The sequence below is a fragment of the Halococcus sediminicola genome (genome assembly GCF_000755245.1).
Taxonomy (GTDB): domain Archaea; phylum Halobacteriota; class Halobacteria; order Halobacteriales; family Halococcaceae; genus Halococcus; species Halococcus sediminicola.
The window spans coordinates 664,635-681,638 of the sequence record NZ_BBMP01000022.1 but is presented as its reverse complement, the minus strand read 5'-3'; the positions used below and the strand labels follow the sequence as shown (position 1 = coordinate 681,638).

Here is a 17,004-nt window from a genome sequence, read left to right as displayed (position 1 = left end):
TTTTTCAGTCGTTCTGGGGCGTGCCAGCGGGTTCGCCACTGGACGACCAGACGCTCGCCGTTCGGTCGATGCCATCGTAGACGTGCGCAACGAGCGTCGTCACGGCGAGGTCGCCGGTGACGTTGTTCATCGTTCGGAGTCGGTCGAGCAGCGGGTCGACGCCCGCGACCATCCCGACCACCTCCAGCGGCAGGCCCAGTTGTGTGAGCACGAGCGTCAGCATGATGAGACCGCTGCCCGGCACGCCCGCCGTGCCGATGCTCGCGAGGAGTGCGGTGACGACGACGGTGAACTGCTCGCCGAGTGTGAGTGCCTCACCGACGAGGTTCGCCGCGAAGATGGCCGCCACACCCTGATACATCGCGGTGCCGTCCATGTTGATGGTCGCTCCGAGCGGGAGCGAGAAACTGTAAATCTCCTCGGCGATGCCGAAGTTCTCGTCGGCGTCGCTCATCGTCACCGGAAGCGTGCCGCTCGACGAGCGAATGCTGAGTGCCGTCACCATCGCCTCGCGTGCGCCCCGGAGGAACGCGATCGGTGATTCTCGAAGCACCCCCCACTGAATCACGAGAAGATAGGTGAACGTGATGTGGATGCCAACGGCGAGCGCGAGCGCCGCGATGAGTTTCGCGTAGGGGACGATGGCGTCGACACCGGCGGTCCCGAAGGTCGCGGCCATCAGCGCGAACACCCCGATGATACCGAACTCCATCACGCCCCAGACGATCTTGAACATCGCCTCGGCCCCCGCCTCGACGACGTCGAAGATCGTCTCGACGCCACGGTGGACGGCGGTGTCGGCGTCGAACTCTTCTTGAAGGAGTGTGAGCGCGATGCCGAAGACGAGCGTGAAGAAGATGATCGGGAGGATGTCGCCCTCGGCCATCGCGCCGAGCGGGTTCGTCGGCACGATTCCCAGAAAGACGTCGCCGATGTTCGGGGCCTGCTTGGTCTGGACGTCCGTGCTGACGAGGTCCAGACCCACGCCCGGGTTCACGAAGTTGCCGACGCCGAGTCCGATCACGATCGCGACTGCCGTCGTCACGACGTAACACAGGACTGTGACACCACCGATTTGCCCGAGCGTCGACGGCGTGAGACGGCGTGCGCCCATCAACAGGGTGAAGAAGACGATGGGGACGATGATCATCTTCAGCAGTCGAACGAACAGGTCGCCGATCGGTTGCAGCGCCGTCATTGGCTGACCGACGACGAGTCCGGCGATCGAACCGAGGACGAACGCCACCCCGATGCGATAGACGATCGGTATCGAGCGATAGCGTCCCCAGAGAGACGTCACCGAGTATGACACGGACTCCGATCCACCCGATATAACGATGAATGTTTCGGAGACTATTCAATATCGACCTATGATAACGTACGATGTGTCGTTTCACAAGGTTCCATCCGACTCCCGCCACGTGACTGTTTTTCAGGCCGTCTCTCAGTCCGTACCCCAGACGTCGGCGAGCGGGTGGTTATCGGGATTGCGCCGCGAGCGCTCGCGTCGGTCGGTCCGCGACGGGGGTGTGCTCGACGACCCGCCGGCGGCGCTCGGGTCGAAATCCGGTAGCTGCGGACGGGTCATCCGCTCGACCTGCGCGGCGAACCAGTCGGGCATCGCACTGCGGGACCGCTCGAACAGGTCGAGCAGGCTCGCATCGGCGAGATACGTCCGTCCATAGTCGTCGGGCGAGCGCACGACGCGACCGCAGGCCTGAATCACCGTTTTGAGGGCCGTACGGTAGTACCAACCCCACTGACCCTCTTCGAGACGGCGGGCGACGCGCGAATCGCGCGTGTTGGGATAGGGAGCCTTACAGAGCACCTGCCAGCGCGCGAGATCGCCCTCCAGATCGAGCGCCTCCTCCATCTTCACCGAGACGAACAGTTCGGGGTCATCGGTCGCAAGCCACGACGCCAACTGGCTATCTCGGTTCTCGCGGTCGTGAGTCCTGATGCGCCCGTCGACGCCGAACTCCCGAAGTCGGTCGACGAGCGCCTCCGCGATCGCGTAGGAGTGAGCGTGAACGATCCCCTTCTCGTCCGTGTGTTTCGCCAGCAAGCGGACGAGCAGCCGGGCGACTTTGGGGACGGTTTCCTCACGCTGCTCGTAGGTCATCTTTCCTTGGGTGACGTCGTAGAGCGGCCGGTTCTCGACCGGAAAGGTGTGCGAAACGTCGACCAGCGCCGTTGCATCAGGGTCGAGTCCCACGCCGCGACAAAAGCCCTCCTTGTCCAGCATCGTCGCCGACAACAGCGCGAACTTGTTGCCTCTGTCCCAGACGGTGTGTTTGAGATACCGCTCGGGGTTCAGCGGCTTGATGGTCACGGGACTGCCCTCCCCCTCGCCGTCGACGACCCACGTGCTCGCACTCTGCGGGTTCCGATAGTCCGAGACGAACCACTTCAGATTCGAGATGAGTTCCTGCAGGCGGTCGCGCTCGGTGACTTCGGCGATCGAGAGTTCCTTCGCCCCCACCAAGGTATCCTTTCGGCGCGTACAGACGTCGACGAGTCGGTCGGCGAAACGCGCCGCCGCCTCCACGCCGTCGATGTCAGGTATCGAGACCTCGTCCCAGACCGGTACCGTCCGCGGTCGGAGGTCGATGGTCGCGTACATCTCGGCCCACTCGGCGAGTCCGTGCGCCTCGTCGACGACGACCACGTCGCGCCGACCGAAGGCGTCCGAGCCGGCGGTCTGCATGAAGTAGGCGAGCGTCATCGCGGCGATCGAGCGGTTGGCGGCGATGGTCCGATCGGAGAAGTACGGACAGCGATGGCGTATTTCACAGTCGAAGCCGGTCTCGCGCGCACACGGCGCGCGGTCGACGGGTGTGTCGGTTTCACCGGGGAGGAGACACGAGTAGTTGCGCTTTCCCCGAATCACCTGCAAATCCGAGAGGAGGGAGTCGGCGGCGACGTCGTCGAGCTGGGACACTTGGGGGGTGGTGTAGTACGCCCCGATGGCGTCCTGCGGGTCGGCTTCGTCGGGTCGGCGCGCACAGCCAGCGATGGCGCGGGCGAGAAGGGATTTCCCGGAACCGGTCGGCGCGCGCACGAGCACGACGTCGTTGCCCGCCGCGAACGCCTCGCCGATTTTCCCGAGGGCCTGCTGCTGGTTCCCGCGGTAGGAGGGGGCGGGAAATTCGGCTTCGAGCCGCGCGGGGTTCACAAGGAGAGAACCGCCGCCCGGCACGTAAATCCTCCGAGCGACGGGCGCTCGCAGAACACGTACCGAGGACGCTACACGCGCTCGTCGAGGGCTGTGACATCGTCCGCACAGGGGTTCTCGGGAAGTTCCTCGATACAGTCGTAGCAGAGGAAACGCTCCGAGCCGTCCTCGAATTCGAGCGTGAGGCCTTCACCTCTATCGCCGCCGAACGTCCAGAGGTTGGCGACCCCACCAGCGATCTGCACCGCACGCCCGCAGCCGTCACACGACTCGGTGGCCATGTCCACGAACGGGTTCGAGGGCGGATAGCCCTTTCTCGACAGTGTCGTGACCGTGGAGCAGCCTGCTTGTGATTGAGTTGGTCGGCAGCAACCGCTACTTGGCACAGCACGAGTCCTGCATCAAGCGAGAGACCGCCACCGCCCCGCAACCGCCCACACGCCTCCCCAGCCGATTCGCGCGGTGCGTTCGCTACCGCCGAGCGTGAACTTATGACCCGTCCGCTACTCGACGTCACATGCGCGTTCTGGTCACCGGTGCGACGGGCTTCGTGGGCAGTCGGCTCGTGCCCGCCCTCCTCACGGCGGGCCACGAGGTCGTCGTGCTCACCCGCGACGCCGACGACTACGACGGGCCGGCCGAGGAAGTGAGGGAAGGCGACATCCTCGACCCCGGCAGTTTCGAGCACGCCCTCGACGACATCGAGAGCGCCTACTACCTCATCCACTCGATGGGGTCGGGCACCGATTTCGCCGCCCGCGACCGGAAGGCCGCCCACAACTTCCAGCGCGCGGCGAGCGAGTCCGGCATCGAGCGGGTCGTCTATCTCGGCGGGCTTGGCGAGACGCGCGAGCGCCTCTCGAAACACCTCCAGTCGCGCCGCGAGGTCGAGACCATCCTCGAACGGGGCGAGTTCGACCTCACGACGCTTCGAGCGGCCATCATCGTCGGCGACGGCTCGTCGAGTTTCAACATGATCGACCAACTGGTCCACCGCCTGCCGGTGATGGTTACTCCACAGTGGGTACGCACCGAGTGCCAACCCATCGCCATCGCGGACGTCGTGACCTATCTTGTCGGCGTGCTCGACGTGTCCGAAACCGCAGGAAAAACGTACGAGATCGGCGGGCCGGAGGTGCTCACCTACCAGCAGTTGCTCCGGCGCACGGCCGCGGTCGCGGGCCGGCCCCTGTACATCATCCCCGTTCCGGTGCTCTCGCCGAGTCTCTCGACGTACTGGGTCGACCTCGTCACCGACGTTCCCAAATCGGTCGCTCGCCCGCTGATTCTCGGATTGAAGAACCGCGTCGTCGTCACCGACGAGCGCATCGAGGAGCTGCTCCCCTTCGAGCGCACCGACTTCGAGACGGCCGTCGAGCGCGCGTTCGGGAAGGCCCCTGAACCCGACCCCGAACGCCTCACGGCGCGCGTGCGGGCCGACTGATGGCGGGTCCCGAGTTCGGCGAGACGTGGACCTACGAGAGCATCGTCGGCGCGCTTCCGGGCATTCACGTCTCGACGACGCTCGCGCTCGCCATTCAACTCGGTATCTTCGAGGTAGGCGTGGTCGTCCTCGCGTGGTACTACGACCTCTGGAACGTCGCGCTCGCGGGGAGCGCGGCCGTCTTCGTCGCCGGCATCGGCTCGATCGAGATGGTCCGTGTCGCCCGGCGCATCCGCAGCGTCGAGATGCCGGGAGCCTACCGCCGCCTGCTCTTCGGCTCGAACATGGAGGTCGTCCTCGCCGTGCTCGCCTTCAGCGCGATGCTTACCTACCTGTTCGTGCCCAACCCCGCGACCGGGCGCGCACCGTTTCTCGACCGCCTGCTCGGGCCGAATCCACCGGTCTTGGTCGTCTACTTCCTCCTCCTCGTGCTCTGGGACGTCTGCTATCGCATCGGTACTGGGTGGTGGGCGACCGTCACGGCGGTCTGGCGCTCCTATCGCTACACGTTCGACGCCGCAACGACGAGGACCTTCCTCCGGGCCGACGCCGAGACCATCGCGTTCGGCCTACTCCAACTGCTACTGGTGCCGTTCGTGCTCGACTTCCCGGTACTCCTCGCGGTGTTGCTCGCCCACGTCGCGGCGGTGCTCGTGGTGACGTGCGTCTCGATGTGGTTGCTGTGGCGAGGCGGGGAGGGCAGCGCGGGCGCTACCGCGATTTGATCTCGCGGAACTGTGCGAGGAGGTCCTCGGCGTCCGTGATGTCGTACTCAACGGTTCCCTCGTAGTCGGTGCGGTCGTCGTCACTGCTCGTATCGACCGCACTCGCTTTCTCCTCACGGCGCTGGTGTTCGGCCGCGTCATAGGCACCCATTGACATAGTGATACACGATACGATTGTTCATTCACGACCATGAATGTATCGGTGGTTCGGATTCGGGTGAATCGCCGCCGAACGGCGCTATCGACACGGATAAACGCCCGGAACGCCGACAAAGAGCGTGGCTGGACCGCTTCGCTTCCGTCTGTCGCACGAGCACTGGGACGGCGCTCGCCTGCGACGGGACCTCTACGAGCCGCTCGACGCCACCATCGGCGCGCGGCTCACCACCCCGTGGTTCAAACCGCCCGGTGGCTACGACGCTCGACGGCTCGAAATGGACAACGGCGACCGCGCGCTCTTCGTCTGGGGCGACGACGCCTACTGGCTCGGCAACACCCAGACCCCGGAAGCGCTCTGGCGCACCGACAAATACAGTTTCGACGAGGTGGCCTATCCGGTCGCGCGCTGGGCACAGCGCGAACTGCTCGCCGAACTCGAACTCCAGGACCCGTGGCTCGCTCGCTATCGACATCTCGCGTGGTTCTTCCTTCCCGTGCTCTTCTCGAAGGACGGTCGCCGGAGTTCGCGGGCCTTCTTCGCCGACCACGCCGCGGGCTTTCCCGACGCCGACCGCGACGACGCACTCGCCTTCTACGAGCGCTTCCTCTCGACAGGCGTCTTCGACGACGAGCGCTACACGATGGCCGCGAAACTCGGCACTAGCGAACACGTCGACAGCACCCGCATGAGCGCGACGATGGGCGAGTTCAACGCCGCGAAAGTCCTCGCCGACGCCGGCTACGCCCCGGAACCCGAAATCGAGATGGACTCGGGCTACGCGCTCGATTTCCGGGCGACGAAAAACGGCGAGAGCGCGCTCGTCGAGGTCACGCGACCGGGCCGCCCGACCGGCCGGGCCGCCGACACGCCGACCGCGGCCGCCCGCGAGACGGCGCGCTCGAAGACCGACGGTCAGCTCGCCGCCCATCCCGAAACCATACTGTTCGTCGATTGTAGTTCCTTCCGCGACGACGAATGGGCCGCCCTCGCCGGCGAACGGTCGGCGGTGGGCCACCGCCCGGCGGTCGTCTTCCGTGCGCGACCGGACGGCTCCATTGCGGGCTACTGTGATGGCGAGGTGGCGCTCGACCTCGCCGCGGTCGGCATCGATCCGTGATTCAGAGCGAGACCGGTTCGTGACCCTCGACGCCGAGCGCCGTCGGGTCGCGGTCGGAGTAGTGCTTGCGACCGATCGCTTCCTCGCCGAGTGCGCTGTAGGCCGTGAGCCGTGCCTCCTCGGCCGTCTCGAAGGTCGTGGACTCCACCCGACCGAGTGCGTCGCCGAGGGTCTCGGTCCCGTTCGGTAGCGCGAGTTCGAGGTCGCCGTGGGCGTCGATGAGTTCGCCGGTCGTGGCGGGATAGCTGTGTGCATCGAGCCGCTCGTCGATATCGGTCATGAACCGCATGGTCGATGAGGATGGTCGAACCATCATAAACGTTGTCTGGAGACTCTGCCCCGAACCTAATAGTTCATCTAGGGAACCGTATCGCCCAGAACGGACTTATCCGCGGCCCGTTTTTGGCGAGCATGCCCGTCGCCGACCTCCACGTCCACACGACGAACTCCGATGGGACGATGCAACTCGCCGAGGTCCCCGCAGCGGCCCATACGGCCGGCGTCGAGGTGGTCGCTATCACCGACCACGAACGCCTCCACCCCGCTCTCGACGCGCCGACCGACGACTGCGACGGAATAGCGGTGGTTCACGGCATCGAACTCCGCGTCGAGACCGGGAGCGGGCAGGTCGACCTGTTGGGCTACGGCGTGGAACCGACCAGCGACTTCCGCACGGAACTCGATCGCCTCCAAAAGGATCGCATCGAGCGCGGGCGAGCCATCATCGATTGCGTGGAGGAGCGCCTCGACTGCGATCTCGCGCTCGAATCGACCGAGGGCATCGGCCGCCCGCACATCGCCCGTGCCATCGCCGACAGCACGGACTACGATTATCAGGAAGCGTTCGCCGACGTCATCGGCAACGACTGCCCGTGTTTCGTCGCCCGTGACCTCCCAACCTTCGAGCGCGGGGCCGCCCTTCTCGCCGAGTCGTGTGGCGTGGTCTCGCTCGCCCACCCGCTTCGCTACGGCGACCCCGAGAGCGCGCTCGCGCTCACCGAATCGCCACACGTCGATGCCGTCGAGCGCCACTACGACTACGGCCGCTCGGTCGATTGCTCGCCTGTGGAGCGCGCAATCGAACAGTATGGATTGCTCGCGACCGGCGGCAGCGACGCCCACGACGACACCCTCGGCCGTGCCGGACTCGACGTTGAGGAATACGGCGCGTTCGACGAGCGGCTGTCGGCGTCGCTCGCGGAAGTCCGGTCGTGAACCGACCGCCGGCCGAAAGGCACTCTCGCTAACAGGATAGCGGAGGGTTCAATGCCCGTCGCCCCCAAACACGGCTGATGCAGTGTCACTACTGCGACCGCGAGGCCGCCGTCGCCGTCGAAAAGGATTCTCTGAAAGTCGGCCTCTGCCGCGAACATCTCCGCGAACGACTCAGCGAACTCGCAGACGACGACGCGCTCGCCGGCCTGCAGGACGAACTCGACATCGACCGCTCGGAATTCTGATGTTTATTCTCCACTCGGTTTCCGCACCGTGAACAGCATCGCGTGGGCGACGTCGATGTCCGTGGCGTCGGTGATGCCGTCGTCGACGCGCCCGCGCGCCCGGAAGGCGTAGACGCCGGGACCGACGTCGCCGAGGCGGAGCACGTTGCCGGCGGCCTTCTCGTTGGGGGCCTCGCCGCCGATTCCCACAGTCCAGGTATACGACTCGCCAGAGCGGAGCGCGACCGGGTTGGCCTCGTCGGCGCTCGCCCCGCTCGTGGGTGCGACGAGCCGCCAGCCCTCCTCGGTGAGGCGGGTCACGAGACCACCAGAGGTGACGTAGAAGGCCGCACCCGACCCGACCCGCTTGACCGTGAATTCGACGAGGTCCGGCGGGAGGTGTGCTTCCCGTTTCGAGGCCGTGTAGGTGATGGCCTTCGGCCCGTCGTCGTCCTCGCGGTAGCAGATCGTGCGCGTAACGGCGTCGAAGTCCAGATTCTGGAACTTCGGGCAGTCGTACTGGCCGAGCGGTTTGGTGGGTGAAACGGGTTTCGGAGGCTCGTCGCCGTCGAGACCGAGCGACGAGCGCACGCCGCCGAGACAGCCGGTCGTGCCGACGGCCGCAAGCGTGACGAGTGCTTCCCGGCGTCGCATGCCATTCCTGTGAGGACCGGGCGTATAACCCCTCGGCCGGTCATGCGCGGACCACTATACGGGGACAACGACTATGCGTCGGACGCGCCTCCCATCGCCCGATGCGCATCGACGAAACCGACGTCGAGTGGCAGGATATCGGACCCGACGACACTGGCTTCCGACGCAGACAGCTCGGGGCGGCCGCCGGCAGCGAGGACATCGGCTGTAGCCTCTATGAACTCCCGGCCGGCGAGCGCGCGTGGCCGTATCACTACCACACGAGCAACGAGGAGGCGCTGTACGTCCTCGCCGGTACCGGAACACTCAGAGTGAACGACGAGGAGCGCGATCTCGCACCGGGCACGTACGTCGCCTTCCCCACGGGTGAAGAGAGTGCCCACCGCGTCGTCAACGATGCCGAAGAGCTGCTTCGGTATCTCGTGATCTCGACGATGGACGAACCCGATGTCGTGGGCTATCCCGACGCGGACGCGCTCGGCGTCTACGCCGGCACGCCGCCCGGTGGCGACGAAAACGAGCGCGTGCTGTCGGGGTTCTTCCGGGAAGACGACCGTCTCGATTTCTGGGAAGACGTCGCCGGCGAGGAGTGAGGCTTGCACTCGACGGCACAACCCATAGCCCGTTGCCATCCGTTTGTGTGCCTGCAATGATGGATACAAACGACATCGATTCCGGGATGGACGTCTACGACGCCCACGGCGACGAAGTGGGGACGGTCGCCACCGTTGAGGACGACACGGCCTACGTCGACCTCGACCCCGGTCTCACCGACGAGGTGAAGTCGAGTCTCGGCTTCGGCGACACCGACGACGACACCTACGCGCTGCGCGACGAGATGGTCGATACCGTCGACGACGACGGCGTCCACCTCCAAGGAACGCACTGAACCGGCAGCACCGACGGAACCGACGGTATTTTTCGGACACGAGTGCAAGTGGGGCCATGACCGAACAGCCGCGACTCGTCTACGACGACGACTGCGGGTTCTGTACGTGGTGTGCCGACTGGGCCGTGCGGAACGGCGAGTTCGAACCCGTCGGATTCGCCGAACTCACGCCCGACGAACAGCGCCGCCTGCCCGACGACTACGAGGAGTGTGTCCACCTCATCGCCGACGACAGGGTGTATTCGTGTGGTAGGGCCACCGAGGAAGTACTGGTGCGCACTGGAAAACTCCCGGCCGAGCCGTTCAATTTCTTGAGTGGGTTCGCCGATTACGAGCGCTTCCGCGAGGACGCCTACCGGTTCGTCGCCGACCACCGCGACCAGTTGGGAAAGGTCGTGAGCGCCGACCCGCCGGTACGGCGCTGACCGGACGAGAACCCATCTCCAGACTCACAGCGAGCGCTCGGGGTCGCCGTGCAGAATCATGTCCGTCGCCATCGTCTCGAACAGGTCGGCGTCGACGTCGCGCACGACTCGTGTGCGTGGCTCGCCGTCGGTGATGCCGTGAACGTCGGCGAGGCTGTACCCGCGCGTCATCCCCTCGCGTTCGTCGACGTCCACGTACAGCGTCTCGGTCTCGGTGACGAGTTCGGGATGGAGGACGCAGGCGGCGGTGAGCAGGTCGGGCTGTGTCGTGGCCGGTTCGCCCCGCCGCTCGCGGTTCATCTCGCGGACCTGTTTCGTGATTTCGATGAAGAAGTCGGCATACGGCGTGTCGCCAGCATCGAGGCGGGCGAGCGTGTCGGCGTCGAAGGTCCCCCGTCGGAGACAGAGGCCCCAATCGACGAGCGTGACGTCGCACTCGTTCAGTACCACTTTCGCCGCGTCGGGGTCGACCCAGAAGTTGAACTCGGCGGCCGGCGTGTCGTTGCCGAACGTACCGATAGCCCCGCCCATGACCCAGATCTCGTCGGCGAGGTCGTTCAGGTCGGGTTCGCGCCGGAGCGCGAGCGCGATATTGGTGAGCGGGCCAATACAGACGAGCGTCACCTCGCCGGGCGAGTCACGAAGGGTTTCGACGATGGCGTCGACGGCGTGACCATCGGCCGAAGGGATGTCGGTGTCGGCGACGAGGTCGCCACCGAGACCGCCCTCGCCGTGGACGTGGGTCGCGTGCTCGATACCCTTGACCAGCGGCGTGCGCGCGCCCTCATAAACCGGCACGTCGGTGGCGTCCGCGAGGTCGAGACTGTATTTGGCGTTCTCAACCTCGTACTCGAAGGGGACGTTGCCCGCGACGATGGTGAGCGCTTCGAGGTCGATGGAATCGGCGAGCGCCGCGAGCAGGATGGCCTGCGTGTCGTCACCGGCGGTGTCGGTATCGAGGAGAACCCGGCGGGTCATGGACCGCAAATGGATGGCCGCCTCTTAACAGTTCACCCCGCTACTCGAAGGCCGCGATTCCGGTCAGATCTTGGCCGAGGATCAGCGCGTGGATGTCGTGGGTGCCCTCGTAGGTGTAGACCGTTTCGAGGTTGGCGAGGTGGCGCATCGGCGAATAATCGGTGGTGATCCCGTTGCCGCCGAGCATCTCGCGGGCGACTCTGGCCTGGTCGCGCGCCATGCTGACGTTGTTGTATTTGGCCATCGAGACCTGCTGTGGTCTGAGGTCGCCGCGTTCCTTGAGGTCGGCCAACCGATGCGAAAGCAGCTGTGCGGTCGTGATTTGAGTCGCCATCTCGGCGAGTTTGCCCTGCTGGAGCTGGAAACTCGCGATGGGCTTGTCGAACTGCTCGCGGTCGGTCGCGTAGTCACGGGCAGTCTCGAAGCAGTCCCGGGCCGCGCCGACTGCACCCCACGTGATGCCGTATCTGGCCTGCGTGAGACACGACAGCGGCCCTTTCATCCCCTCGACGCCCGGCAGGACGTTCTCCTCAGGAACTCTGACGTTCGAGAGGCCGATTTCGCCGGTCACGGAGGCGCGCATCGAGAGCTTCTCGTCGATCTTGTTCGTACTGACGCCGTCGCGGTCGGTCTCGACCAGAAACCCTCTGACCGGTGAGTCCTCGGCGGAGGTGTCGCGCGCCCAGACGACGGCGACGTCCGCAATCGGGGAATTGGTAATCCACGTCTTCGAGCCGGAGAGCACGTACTCGTCGCCGTCTTTCTCGGCGCGCGTCTCCATTGCGGAAGGATTGGAGCCGTGCTCGGGTTCGGTCAGCCCGAAACAGCCGATCTTCTCGCCGGTCCCGAGATCGGCGAGCCACTCCTCCTTCTGCTCGTCGGAACCGAAGGCGTGGATGGGATACATCACCAGCGCACCCTGCACGCTCGCCATCGAGCGGATGCCCGAGTCGCCCGCTTCGAGTTCCTGCATCAGGAGTCCGTAGGCAGTCTCCGAGACGTTCGGCAGGCCGTAACCTTCCAGGTTGGGTGCGTAGAACCCCAGTTCGCCCATCTCGGAGATCAGTTCGTCGGGGAAGGTGCCGTTCTCGAAGTGCTCGCCGATGTCCGGGTTCACCTGCTCCTCGACGAATTCCCTCGCTGTGTCACGGATCATCCGCTCTTCCTGGTCGAGGTCGGTCTCCAGTCCCACGTAGTCGAGCATGAACGACCTACACGGCAGACCCTGATAAATCTCCCCGTATGCGGCGCGCAATCGCTTTGCCCGTCTCCGTCGATGGACGGACGAATGCCGCTCTATCCCACCGAACAGTGGCTGGACGAGTACAAGACACACCTCGACGACAGCGACGAACTCGACGAGGCCGGCGCGGGCTGGGGCGTCGATTTCGACGGCGACATCTACTTCGTCATCACCGACCTGCCCCTCGACGAGACGACCCTCGGCGATCTCCCGGAGGAAGCGATGGCGGGCCTGCCCGACCAGTTACGAGACCAACTCGCGGACATCCCACTGGAGACGGCGAACGACCTCATCGACGACGACGTGAGAGACGAGATGCCGGAGACGAGCCGCGACCTCATGCGCCAACTCGACGAGGATATCACCGACGGCACGATCTACGCCTTCGTCGGGCTGAAGGACGGCGGCTGCGAGGAGATCGGCGTCGTCGAGGATCCCACCGAACGCGACGTGGGATTCAGGCTCCGCGGGACTCACGAGACGTGGCGTGGGCTGGTCGACGGCGAGGTCGAACCCATCCCGGCCGTGATGAGTGGCGACCTGGCAGTCGAGGGCGACATGCAGAAGATCCTCCAGTATTCGGACGCGACCGCCCTGCTGGGCGACATCGCGGCAGAAGTCGAGACCACGCATCTGTTCGGCTGACGTCGGGATGGGCCTACGCGGTGTGGCTCGCCGGTCGGTCGGCGGCCGTACGGACGAGTTCGGTGAAGTTCTCGAACAGCCCCTTTGCCTCGCAGGCCTTCGCGTAGTTCGCCTCGGTGATGCCATCGAGAACGGTTCGAATACGGTCGTCTGGAAGGTCCTTCCCGCGGGTCACGCTCTCGGCCGTGTCCATGTCGTATTCGGGGTGGAACTGCACGCCGAAGGCGTTCCCGACGCGGAAGCCGTGGATCCCGTAGTCGTTGTCGGCGGTTTGCTCCGCACCGGGTGGGAGTTCAGTCACGGTGTCGGAGTGGGTCGTAAAGACCGTCACCGAGCCATCGAAAAGGGGTCCGTCGCCGTCGACCTCGCGGTAGCCGATCTCGTACTCACCCATGTCCTCGACCGTTCCCCCGAGCGCTTCGGCGAGCAGCTGATGGCCGAAACAGATGCCGAGGATGGGGAGTCCTCGGTCGTGGGCTTCGCTCACCCACTCGGTGAGCGAATCGATCCACGGTTCGTCCCAGTAGACGGAGGCACGCGAACCGGTGACGACCGCGGCATCGAAGGCGAACGTGTCGGGCAGGTCCCGATGAACGTCGAACTCGACGAGGTCGGCGTCGAGTTCTCGACGGAAGTTTCGCGGTGTGGAGGGTGCTTGTGAGGCGTTGAGGAGTGCGATCCGGGGCCGACGCATCTAACTGCCAATGCTTGGCACTCCTGCCTATTGTACGTTGTGTTCCCCGCAGAGTGTTTCCCGTTGCACACTCGACGAGCCGTGTTCGACGTTTCAATGGGTTACACGATTCGGGAGTGTGGCGCGAACCCTCCGCAGCCGCAAGCGTGTCCGTGACGCTGCGGTCGCCCGTCGATTACGGTCGTGGTCCGACCGTCACCACGACTCCAGCCGATCGGTCGTAGCTCGAGACCACCCCATCGAAGCGCTCCGGGAGCGCTGCATTTCGGTACCACGCAGCAGCGTTCGCACGTCGTCTTCGAGTCGGTCGGCGTATTCGAGCCGGATTCGTCGTGCTTCGGGGACGGTGATGCTGGAGCGGCGTTCGATCTCCGCCGCGATCGGCCGGTACTCCCGCGGGTCGATCGACATCCGTTCGAGATACGTCCAGACCGCCGGCGAGTCGAGACCGTCCTCGATCGCCGCCGTCGTGAGTTCCGTGAGGTCCTCGAAGGCCGGAACGCGGATGCGCTGGGGGCCGACGCCCGGGTCGCCGATCTCGACCGGCTTGACCGCGGTCTGGGCGACGAGCCGCGAGACGTCGGTGGTCAGTTTCACGACCTGCGAGGGAAGCGTCGTGTCCGGTGCTCGCCACTCGACGGTCGGGAAGTCACGTCGCACCCGAATCGGGGCCATGATGGCGTCTTCGGGCCGGAAGTGGGCCCCGAACTCCTGCTCCGTGACGCCGCGGTCGAGGGCGAGCGCACGGAACGCCTCGTAGGACGCGGCGAGTCGGTCGTCCCACGCCGCGACGTCCGTCGTGTACTCCCAGAGGTCCCGGAATCGAACGAACTCCTCGCCACATAGCGTGCGATAGGCGTGCGGGCGCGAGGCGGCCGCGAGTCCCTCACCGGCGTAGTACGGCGACGAACTCACGAGCGCGAGCGCGGGGTCGAGCGCGGTGAGGAGGTTCACCTGTCGCGCGACGTTGCCGGCGTCGAAGTGGACGTGTGTCCCCGCACACTGCGTCGCGGGCTTCAGTCCGTCCCCATAGATGCGTTCGAGGAGTCGCCCCCGCTCGCACACGATGGGCGAGGAGCCATCGGCAAGGGGTGTCCCGAGCGGGACGAGGCGCAACCCCTCCGCGTCGGCCGCAGCGAGCACCGTTTGCAGCGTCGACTGCAGCGTGTGACGGAGTTCGAACTCGCTCGCCACCGGTGGCGTCTTGACTTCGATCATCGCGGCGACGAACTCGGGTTCGACGCACTCGTGTGCGGTAACTAACTCGCGCCCGTCACGGAGCGCGCCCGTTTCATCGACTACCCAGTACTCGGTTTCGACTCCTATCTTCATGATAACTCACCCCCAACCCCCGCAAAGCAGGGCTGTACACGACCGACGAGATGGATACGTTTATAGTTATCTCTATTATGAAAATTAGACTACACGATCCGCGAATTAGTCGGAAACCTGTTCGAGCCACTCCTCGGCGCGGCTCTCGGGTATTTCGGCGGCGTCAGTCAGCGTTTCGACGTCCGCGGCGGCGAGGTCGGCGATCGTCTCGATGCCCGCCTCGCGCAGACGGTCGGCGTAGGTCGGGCCGATACCCTCGACGCCCTCGACGTCGTCTCCATCGTCTTCGGCGGCGTCCGTGCTCTCCTCGGTGTCGTCGTGGGTGCTGGTCGGTTCCTGAGTATCGACCGCCGCATCCGCTTCGTCGCTCGCATCTTCGATTTCGATGTCCTCGGCATCGACCTGTGAGCGCTCCTCGAACCACTCACAGACCTCGGGCCAGACGTTCGCGTGAGAGCTTCCCGAGACCGACAGCCCGATGTGACCTGTGGGGTATTCGATGACGTCCGTGTCTTCGCTGCCGATGACGTCGTTGAACGGTTTGCTCGTCTCGGAGGGGATCAGGTGGTCGTACTCGCCCGTGATCTGGAGGACGGGCATGTCGATGTTCCCGATGTCGACGTGTCGGTCGCCCAGATACAGTTCGTTGTTGTAGAGCTTGTTGTCCTGATAGATGTCCGTGACGAACTGGGCGAACGTGTCGCCAGCAACATCAATACCCTCCGAGAGCCAGCGCTCCATGCGCCCGAAGTTCTCGATGAAGTCGTCGTTCTCCAGGTTGTCGTAGAGTCGGACGTACTTCGAGACGTAGTTCGACACGGGGTCCATCAGCGCAAAGCCCACGTCGAGCATCTCGGCGGGAGCGTTGCCGTAGGTCTCGGTCAAATCGTCGGGCGAGAAGTACTCGTCGTCGCCCCAGAGTTCGAGCACTCCCCCAGTATCGTCGAAGCAGAGTCCGGCGGCCATCAGACCGAGATTCCTGACTTTCTCGGGGTTGAGCGCGGCGTACATCGCCGACATCGTCCCGCCCATGCAGTAGCCAAGCACGTTGATCGAGTCCTGTCCCGACTCCTCGCGCACGACGTCGACGCAGTTGTCGATATATCTAGTGACGTAGTCCTCGAGCGTCAGATGTTGGTCGAGTCTGGACGGCTCGTTCCAGTCGATCATGTAGACGTCGAAGCCCGCCTCCAGCAGCCGCCGGATCACCGACCGATCGGGCTGGAGATCGAGGATGAACGGCTTGTTGATGAGCGCGTAGATGACGAGGATCGGCACGTCGTGTTGCTCGTCGGTCCGTGGCTCGTAGTGCAGCAGTTCGAGTTTGTTCTCGGTGTAGACCACGTCGCTTTCGGTCTGGCCCACCTCGACGGAGGCCATCTGCGACAGCTGCTCGGGACCGAGTTCGGTCTTCTCGATGGCGTCGGCCGCGGCTTCGAACGTCTGGCGCTGGGCGTCGAGACTCGTCGTGAACGGATTGAACGGCGCGTCGCGTTCGCTCATTATTCCTCCAGGAGCCGGTCGAGTTTCTTCGAGACCTCGTGCTGGCGGCGTTCGAGTTCGATGAGGCGCTCGGCCACCTCGTCGACGTCGTCGCGGGTGGCGAAGCCGAGGCTTTCGAGGGTGTCCTGACTCATGTCGTCGACCTCCTGCTGGAGGTCCATCATGTCGCCGACCAGTTCACCAGTGCCGGCGGCGAAGGCGGTCGTGCCCATCACCTCGGAAAAGGCCTCGTTGGCGCTCTGGAGCCAGATGTCACGGAACTCGGTCATGTTCACGTCCTCGCCCTCGGCGGCGTCGGCGATGCGCGAACTCATCTGTTCGGCGGCCTCGACCCATACCTCGTAGGCGCGGCCGTAGCCGGCCATGCCCTCCTCCATCGTGTCGGCGTCGGGCGTCGAGTCCTCGAACGCGCCCATCCACGACTCCATGAACGCCGCTTGGGCCTCCATGTTCTGCTCGAACGATTTGGCGACCGCGTCGTTCATGTCGTTCATCATCGTCGCCCAGTTCTCCTGTATCTCCTCGGGGTCGGTATTGGACATGCTGCTCATTGGTGTGTGGGTGTGAAAAGTGTGTGTCCG

Annotated in this window: 21 protein-coding genes; 9 read left to right on the top strand and 12 right to left on the bottom strand. The window is 65.0% G+C overall.

Annotation, left to right across the window (positions count from 1 at the left end):
• Positions 1-4: 4 nt before the first annotated feature.
• From ACP97_RS12760 to ACP97_RS12750, 3 genes are all read right to left on the bottom strand, one after another.
• Positions 5-1,312 (bottom strand): dicarboxylate/amino acid:cation symporter, encoded by a 1,308-nt coding sequence (locus ACP97_RS12760; RefSeq protein ID WP_049998178.1) that lies wholly within the window; start codon positions 1,310-1,312, stop codon positions 5-7.
• Positions 1,313-1,444: 132 nt separating this feature from the next.
• Positions 1,445-3,175, bottom strand: coding sequence for a helicase C-terminal domain-containing protein (locus tag ACP97_RS12755; protein WP_049998177.1), 1,731 nt, complete (start codon positions 3,173-3,175; stop codon positions 1,445-1,447).
• A 71-nt stretch (positions 3,176-3,246) separates the two neighbouring features.
• Positions 3,247-3,456, bottom strand: coding sequence for a DUF7561 family protein (locus ACP97_RS12750; protein ID WP_049998176.1), 210 nt, complete (start codon positions 3,454-3,456; stop codon positions 3,247-3,249).
• Positions 3,457-3,692: 236 nt separating this feature from the next.
• On the opposite strand from ACP97_RS12750, the gene ACP97_RS12745 reads away from it, so the two are divergent.
• Positions 3,693-4,619, top strand: a complete 927-nt coding sequence (locus ACP97_RS12745) for an NAD(P)H-binding protein (RefSeq protein ID WP_049998175.1) — start codon at positions 3,693-3,695, stop codon at positions 4,617-4,619.
• Positions 4,619-5,344 carry a DUF7530 family protein gene (locus ACP97_RS12740; protein ID WP_049998174.1) on the top strand — a complete coding sequence of 242 codons (726 nt, stop codon included), beginning with the start codon at positions 4,619-4,621 and terminating at the stop codon, positions 5,342-5,344. The genes ACP97_RS12745 and ACP97_RS12740 overlap by 1 nt, the downstream gene beginning before the upstream one ends.
• On the opposite strand, the gene ACP97_RS20475 is transcribed toward ACP97_RS12740, so the two are convergent.
• Positions 5,331-5,495, bottom strand: a complete 165-nt coding sequence (locus ACP97_RS20475) for a DUF5786 family protein (protein ID WP_202593610.1) — start codon at positions 5,493-5,495, stop codon at positions 5,331-5,333. The two genes, ACP97_RS12740 and ACP97_RS20475, sit on opposite strands and share 14 nt — an antisense overlap.
• A gap of 127 nt (positions 5,496-5,622) precedes the next feature.
• On the opposite strand from ACP97_RS20475, the gene ACP97_RS12735 reads away from it, so the two are divergent.
• Positions 5,623-6,621, top strand: coding sequence for a DUF5784 family protein (locus ACP97_RS12735; RefSeq protein ID WP_049998173.1), 999 nt, complete (start codon positions 5,623-5,625; stop codon positions 6,619-6,621).
• A gap of 1 nt (position 6,622) precedes the next feature.
• Here the strand turns inward: ACP97_RS12735 and ACP97_RS12730 are convergent, their stop codons facing one another.
• The gene (locus ACP97_RS12730) at positions 6,623-6,910 is read right to left on the bottom strand and encodes a DUF5789 family protein (protein ID WP_049998172.1); all 288 of its coding nucleotides are present in this window, start codon (positions 6,908-6,910) and stop codon (positions 6,623-6,625) included.
• A gap of 122 nt (positions 6,911-7,032) precedes the next feature.
• Between ACP97_RS12730 and ACP97_RS12725 the strand changes: the two genes are divergently transcribed.
• Positions 7,033-7,836, top strand: a complete 804-nt coding sequence (locus tag ACP97_RS12725) for a PHP domain-containing protein (RefSeq protein WP_049998171.1) — start codon at positions 7,033-7,035, stop codon at positions 7,834-7,836.
• 77 nt (positions 7,837-7,913) lie between these two features.
• Positions 7,914-8,081, top strand: coding sequence for a DUF6757 family protein (locus ACP97_RS20470; RefSeq protein WP_202593609.1), 168 nt, complete (start codon positions 7,914-7,916; stop codon positions 8,079-8,081).
• Between the two features lie 3 nt (positions 8,082-8,084).
• Here ACP97_RS20470 and ACP97_RS12720 read toward each other — a convergent pair whose 3' ends face one another.
• Positions 8,085-8,714 (bottom strand): hypothetical protein, encoded by a 630-nt coding sequence (locus tag ACP97_RS12720; protein ID WP_049998170.1) that lies wholly within the window; start codon positions 8,712-8,714, stop codon positions 8,085-8,087.
• 101 nt (positions 8,715-8,815) lie between these two features.
• Between ACP97_RS12720 and ACP97_RS12715 the strand changes: the two genes are divergently transcribed.
• Genes ACP97_RS12715 through ACP97_RS12705 form a run of 3 tightly spaced genes read left to right on the top strand, consistent with a single transcriptional unit; the run spans position 8,816 to position 10,028 of the window.
• Positions 8,816-9,307: a cupin domain-containing protein gene (locus ACP97_RS12715; protein WP_049998169.1), complete on the top strand. Its 492-nt coding sequence runs from the start codon at positions 8,816-8,818 to the stop codon at positions 9,305-9,307.
• 59 nt (positions 9,308-9,366) lie between these two features.
• Positions 9,367-9,603, top strand: a complete 237-nt coding sequence (locus ACP97_RS12710; protein ID WP_237561160.1) for a hypothetical protein — start codon at positions 9,367-9,369, stop codon at positions 9,601-9,603.
• Positions 9,604-9,659: 56 nt separating this feature from the next.
• Positions 9,660-10,028: a DCC1-like thiol-disulfide oxidoreductase family protein gene (locus tag ACP97_RS12705; protein ID WP_049998168.1), complete on the top strand. Its 369-nt coding sequence runs from the start codon at positions 9,660-9,662 to the stop codon at positions 10,026-10,028.
• Positions 10,029-10,052: 24 nt separating this feature from the next.
• Here ACP97_RS12705 and ACP97_RS12700 read toward each other — a convergent pair whose 3' ends face one another.
• Together ACP97_RS12700 and ACP97_RS12695 are read right to left on the bottom strand one after the other, a co-directional pair.
• Positions 10,053-11,006 carry a nucleoside hydrolase gene (locus ACP97_RS12700; protein ID WP_049998167.1) on the bottom strand — a complete coding sequence of 318 codons (954 nt, stop codon included), beginning with the start codon at positions 11,004-11,006 and terminating at the stop codon, positions 10,053-10,055.
• A 40-nt stretch (positions 11,007-11,046) separates the two neighbouring features.
• Positions 11,047-12,210 (bottom strand): acyl-CoA dehydrogenase family protein, encoded by a 1,164-nt coding sequence (locus ACP97_RS12695; RefSeq protein WP_049998166.1) that lies wholly within the window; start codon positions 12,208-12,210, stop codon positions 11,047-11,049.
• An 84-nt stretch (positions 12,211-12,294) separates the two neighbouring features.
• Between ACP97_RS12695 and ACP97_RS12690 the strand changes: the two genes are divergently transcribed.
• Positions 12,295-12,894, top strand: a complete 600-nt coding sequence (locus ACP97_RS12690) for an SCP2 sterol-binding domain-containing protein (protein WP_049998165.1) — start codon at positions 12,295-12,297, stop codon at positions 12,892-12,894.
• Between the two features lie 13 nt (positions 12,895-12,907).
• Here the strand turns inward: ACP97_RS12690 and ACP97_RS12685 are convergent, their stop codons facing one another.
• The 4 genes from ACP97_RS12685 to ACP97_RS12670 form a co-directional block, all read right to left on the bottom strand.
• Positions 12,908-13,588: a type 1 glutamine amidotransferase gene (locus ACP97_RS12685; RefSeq protein WP_049998164.1), complete on the bottom strand. Its 681-nt coding sequence runs from the start codon at positions 13,586-13,588 to the stop codon at positions 12,908-12,910.
• Between the two features lie 195 nt (positions 13,589-13,783).
• A complete protein-coding gene (locus ACP97_RS12680) occupies positions 13,784-14,920 on the bottom strand; it encodes a glutamate-cysteine ligase family protein (RefSeq protein WP_049998163.1) in 1,137 nt (378 codons plus the stop codon).
• 105 nt (positions 14,921-15,025) lie between these two features.
• Positions 15,026-16,423: a class III poly(R)-hydroxyalkanoic acid synthase subunit PhaC gene (phaC, locus tag ACP97_RS12675; RefSeq protein WP_049998162.1), complete on the bottom strand. Its 1,398-nt coding sequence runs from the start codon at positions 16,421-16,423 to the stop codon at positions 15,026-15,028.
• A complete protein-coding gene (locus ACP97_RS12670) occupies positions 16,423-16,965 on the bottom strand; it encodes a poly(R)-hydroxyalkanoic acid synthase subunit PhaE (protein WP_049998161.1) in 543 nt (180 codons plus the stop codon). Before ACP97_RS12670 ends, phaC begins: the two co-directional genes overlap by 1 nt.
• Positions 16,966-17,004 lie beyond the last annotated feature (39 nt).

Coding starts and splice junctions, on each gene's coding strand:
- ACP97_RS12700 (WP_049998167.1), bottom strand. CDS start 11,006: ATGACCCGCCGGGTTCTCCTCGATACCGACACCGCCGGTGACGACACG.
- ACP97_RS12730 (WP_049998172.1), bottom strand. CDS start 6,910: ATGCGGTTCATGACCGATATCGACGAGCGGCTCGATGCACACAGCTAT.
- ACP97_RS12685 (WP_049998164.1), bottom strand. CDS start 13,588: ATGCGTCGGCCCCGGATCGCACTCCTCAACGCCTCACAAGCACCCTCC.
- ACP97_RS12690 (WP_049998165.1), top strand. CDS start 12,295: ATGCCGCTCTATCCCACCGAACAGTGGCTGGACGAGTACAAGACACAC.
- ACP97_RS12705 (WP_049998168.1), top strand. CDS start 9,660: ATGACCGAACAGCCGCGACTCGTCTACGACGACGACTGCGGGTTCTGT.
- ACP97_RS12745 (WP_049998175.1), top strand. CDS start 3,693: ATGCGCGTTCTGGTCACCGGTGCGACGGGCTTCGTGGGCAGTCGGCTC.
- ACP97_RS20470 (WP_202593609.1), top strand. CDS start 7,914: ATGCAGTGTCACTACTGCGACCGCGAGGCCGCCGTCGCCGTCGAAAAG.
- ACP97_RS12725 (WP_049998171.1), top strand. CDS start 7,033: ATGCCCGTCGCCGACCTCCACGTCCACACGACGAACTCCGATGGGACG.
- ACP97_RS12715 (WP_049998169.1), top strand. CDS start 8,816: ATGCGCATCGACGAAACCGACGTCGAGTGGCAGGATATCGGACCCGAC.
- ACP97_RS12750 (WP_049998176.1), bottom strand. CDS start 3,456: ATGGCCACCGAGTCGTGTGACGGCTGCGGGCGTGCGGTGCAGATCGCT.
- ACP97_RS12720 (WP_049998170.1), bottom strand. CDS start 8,714: ATGCGACGCCGGGAAGCACTCGTCACGCTTGCGGCCGTCGGCACGACC.
- phaC (WP_049998162.1), bottom strand. CDS start 16,423: ATGAGCGAACGCGACGCGCCGTTCAATCCGTTCACGACGAGTCTCGAC.
- ACP97_RS12695 (WP_049998166.1), bottom strand. CDS start 12,210: ATGCTCGACTACGTGGGACTGGAGACCGACCTCGACCAGGAAGAGCGG.
- ACP97_RS20475 (WP_202593610.1), bottom strand. CDS start 5,495: ATGGGTGCCTATGACGCGGCCGAACACCAGCGCCGTGAGGAGAAAGCG.
- ACP97_RS12740 (WP_049998174.1), top strand. CDS start 4,619: ATGGCGGGTCCCGAGTTCGGCGAGACGTGGACCTACGAGAGCATCGTC.
- ACP97_RS12710 (WP_237561160.1), top strand. CDS start 9,367: ATGGATACAAACGACATCGATTCCGGGATGGACGTCTACGACGCCCAC.
- ACP97_RS12680 (WP_049998163.1), bottom strand. CDS start 14,920: ATGAAGATAGGAGTCGAAACCGAGTACTGGGTAGTCGATGAAACGGGC.
- ACP97_RS12670 (WP_049998161.1), bottom strand. CDS start 16,965: ATGTCCAATACCGACCCCGAGGAGATACAGGAGAACTGGGCGACGATG.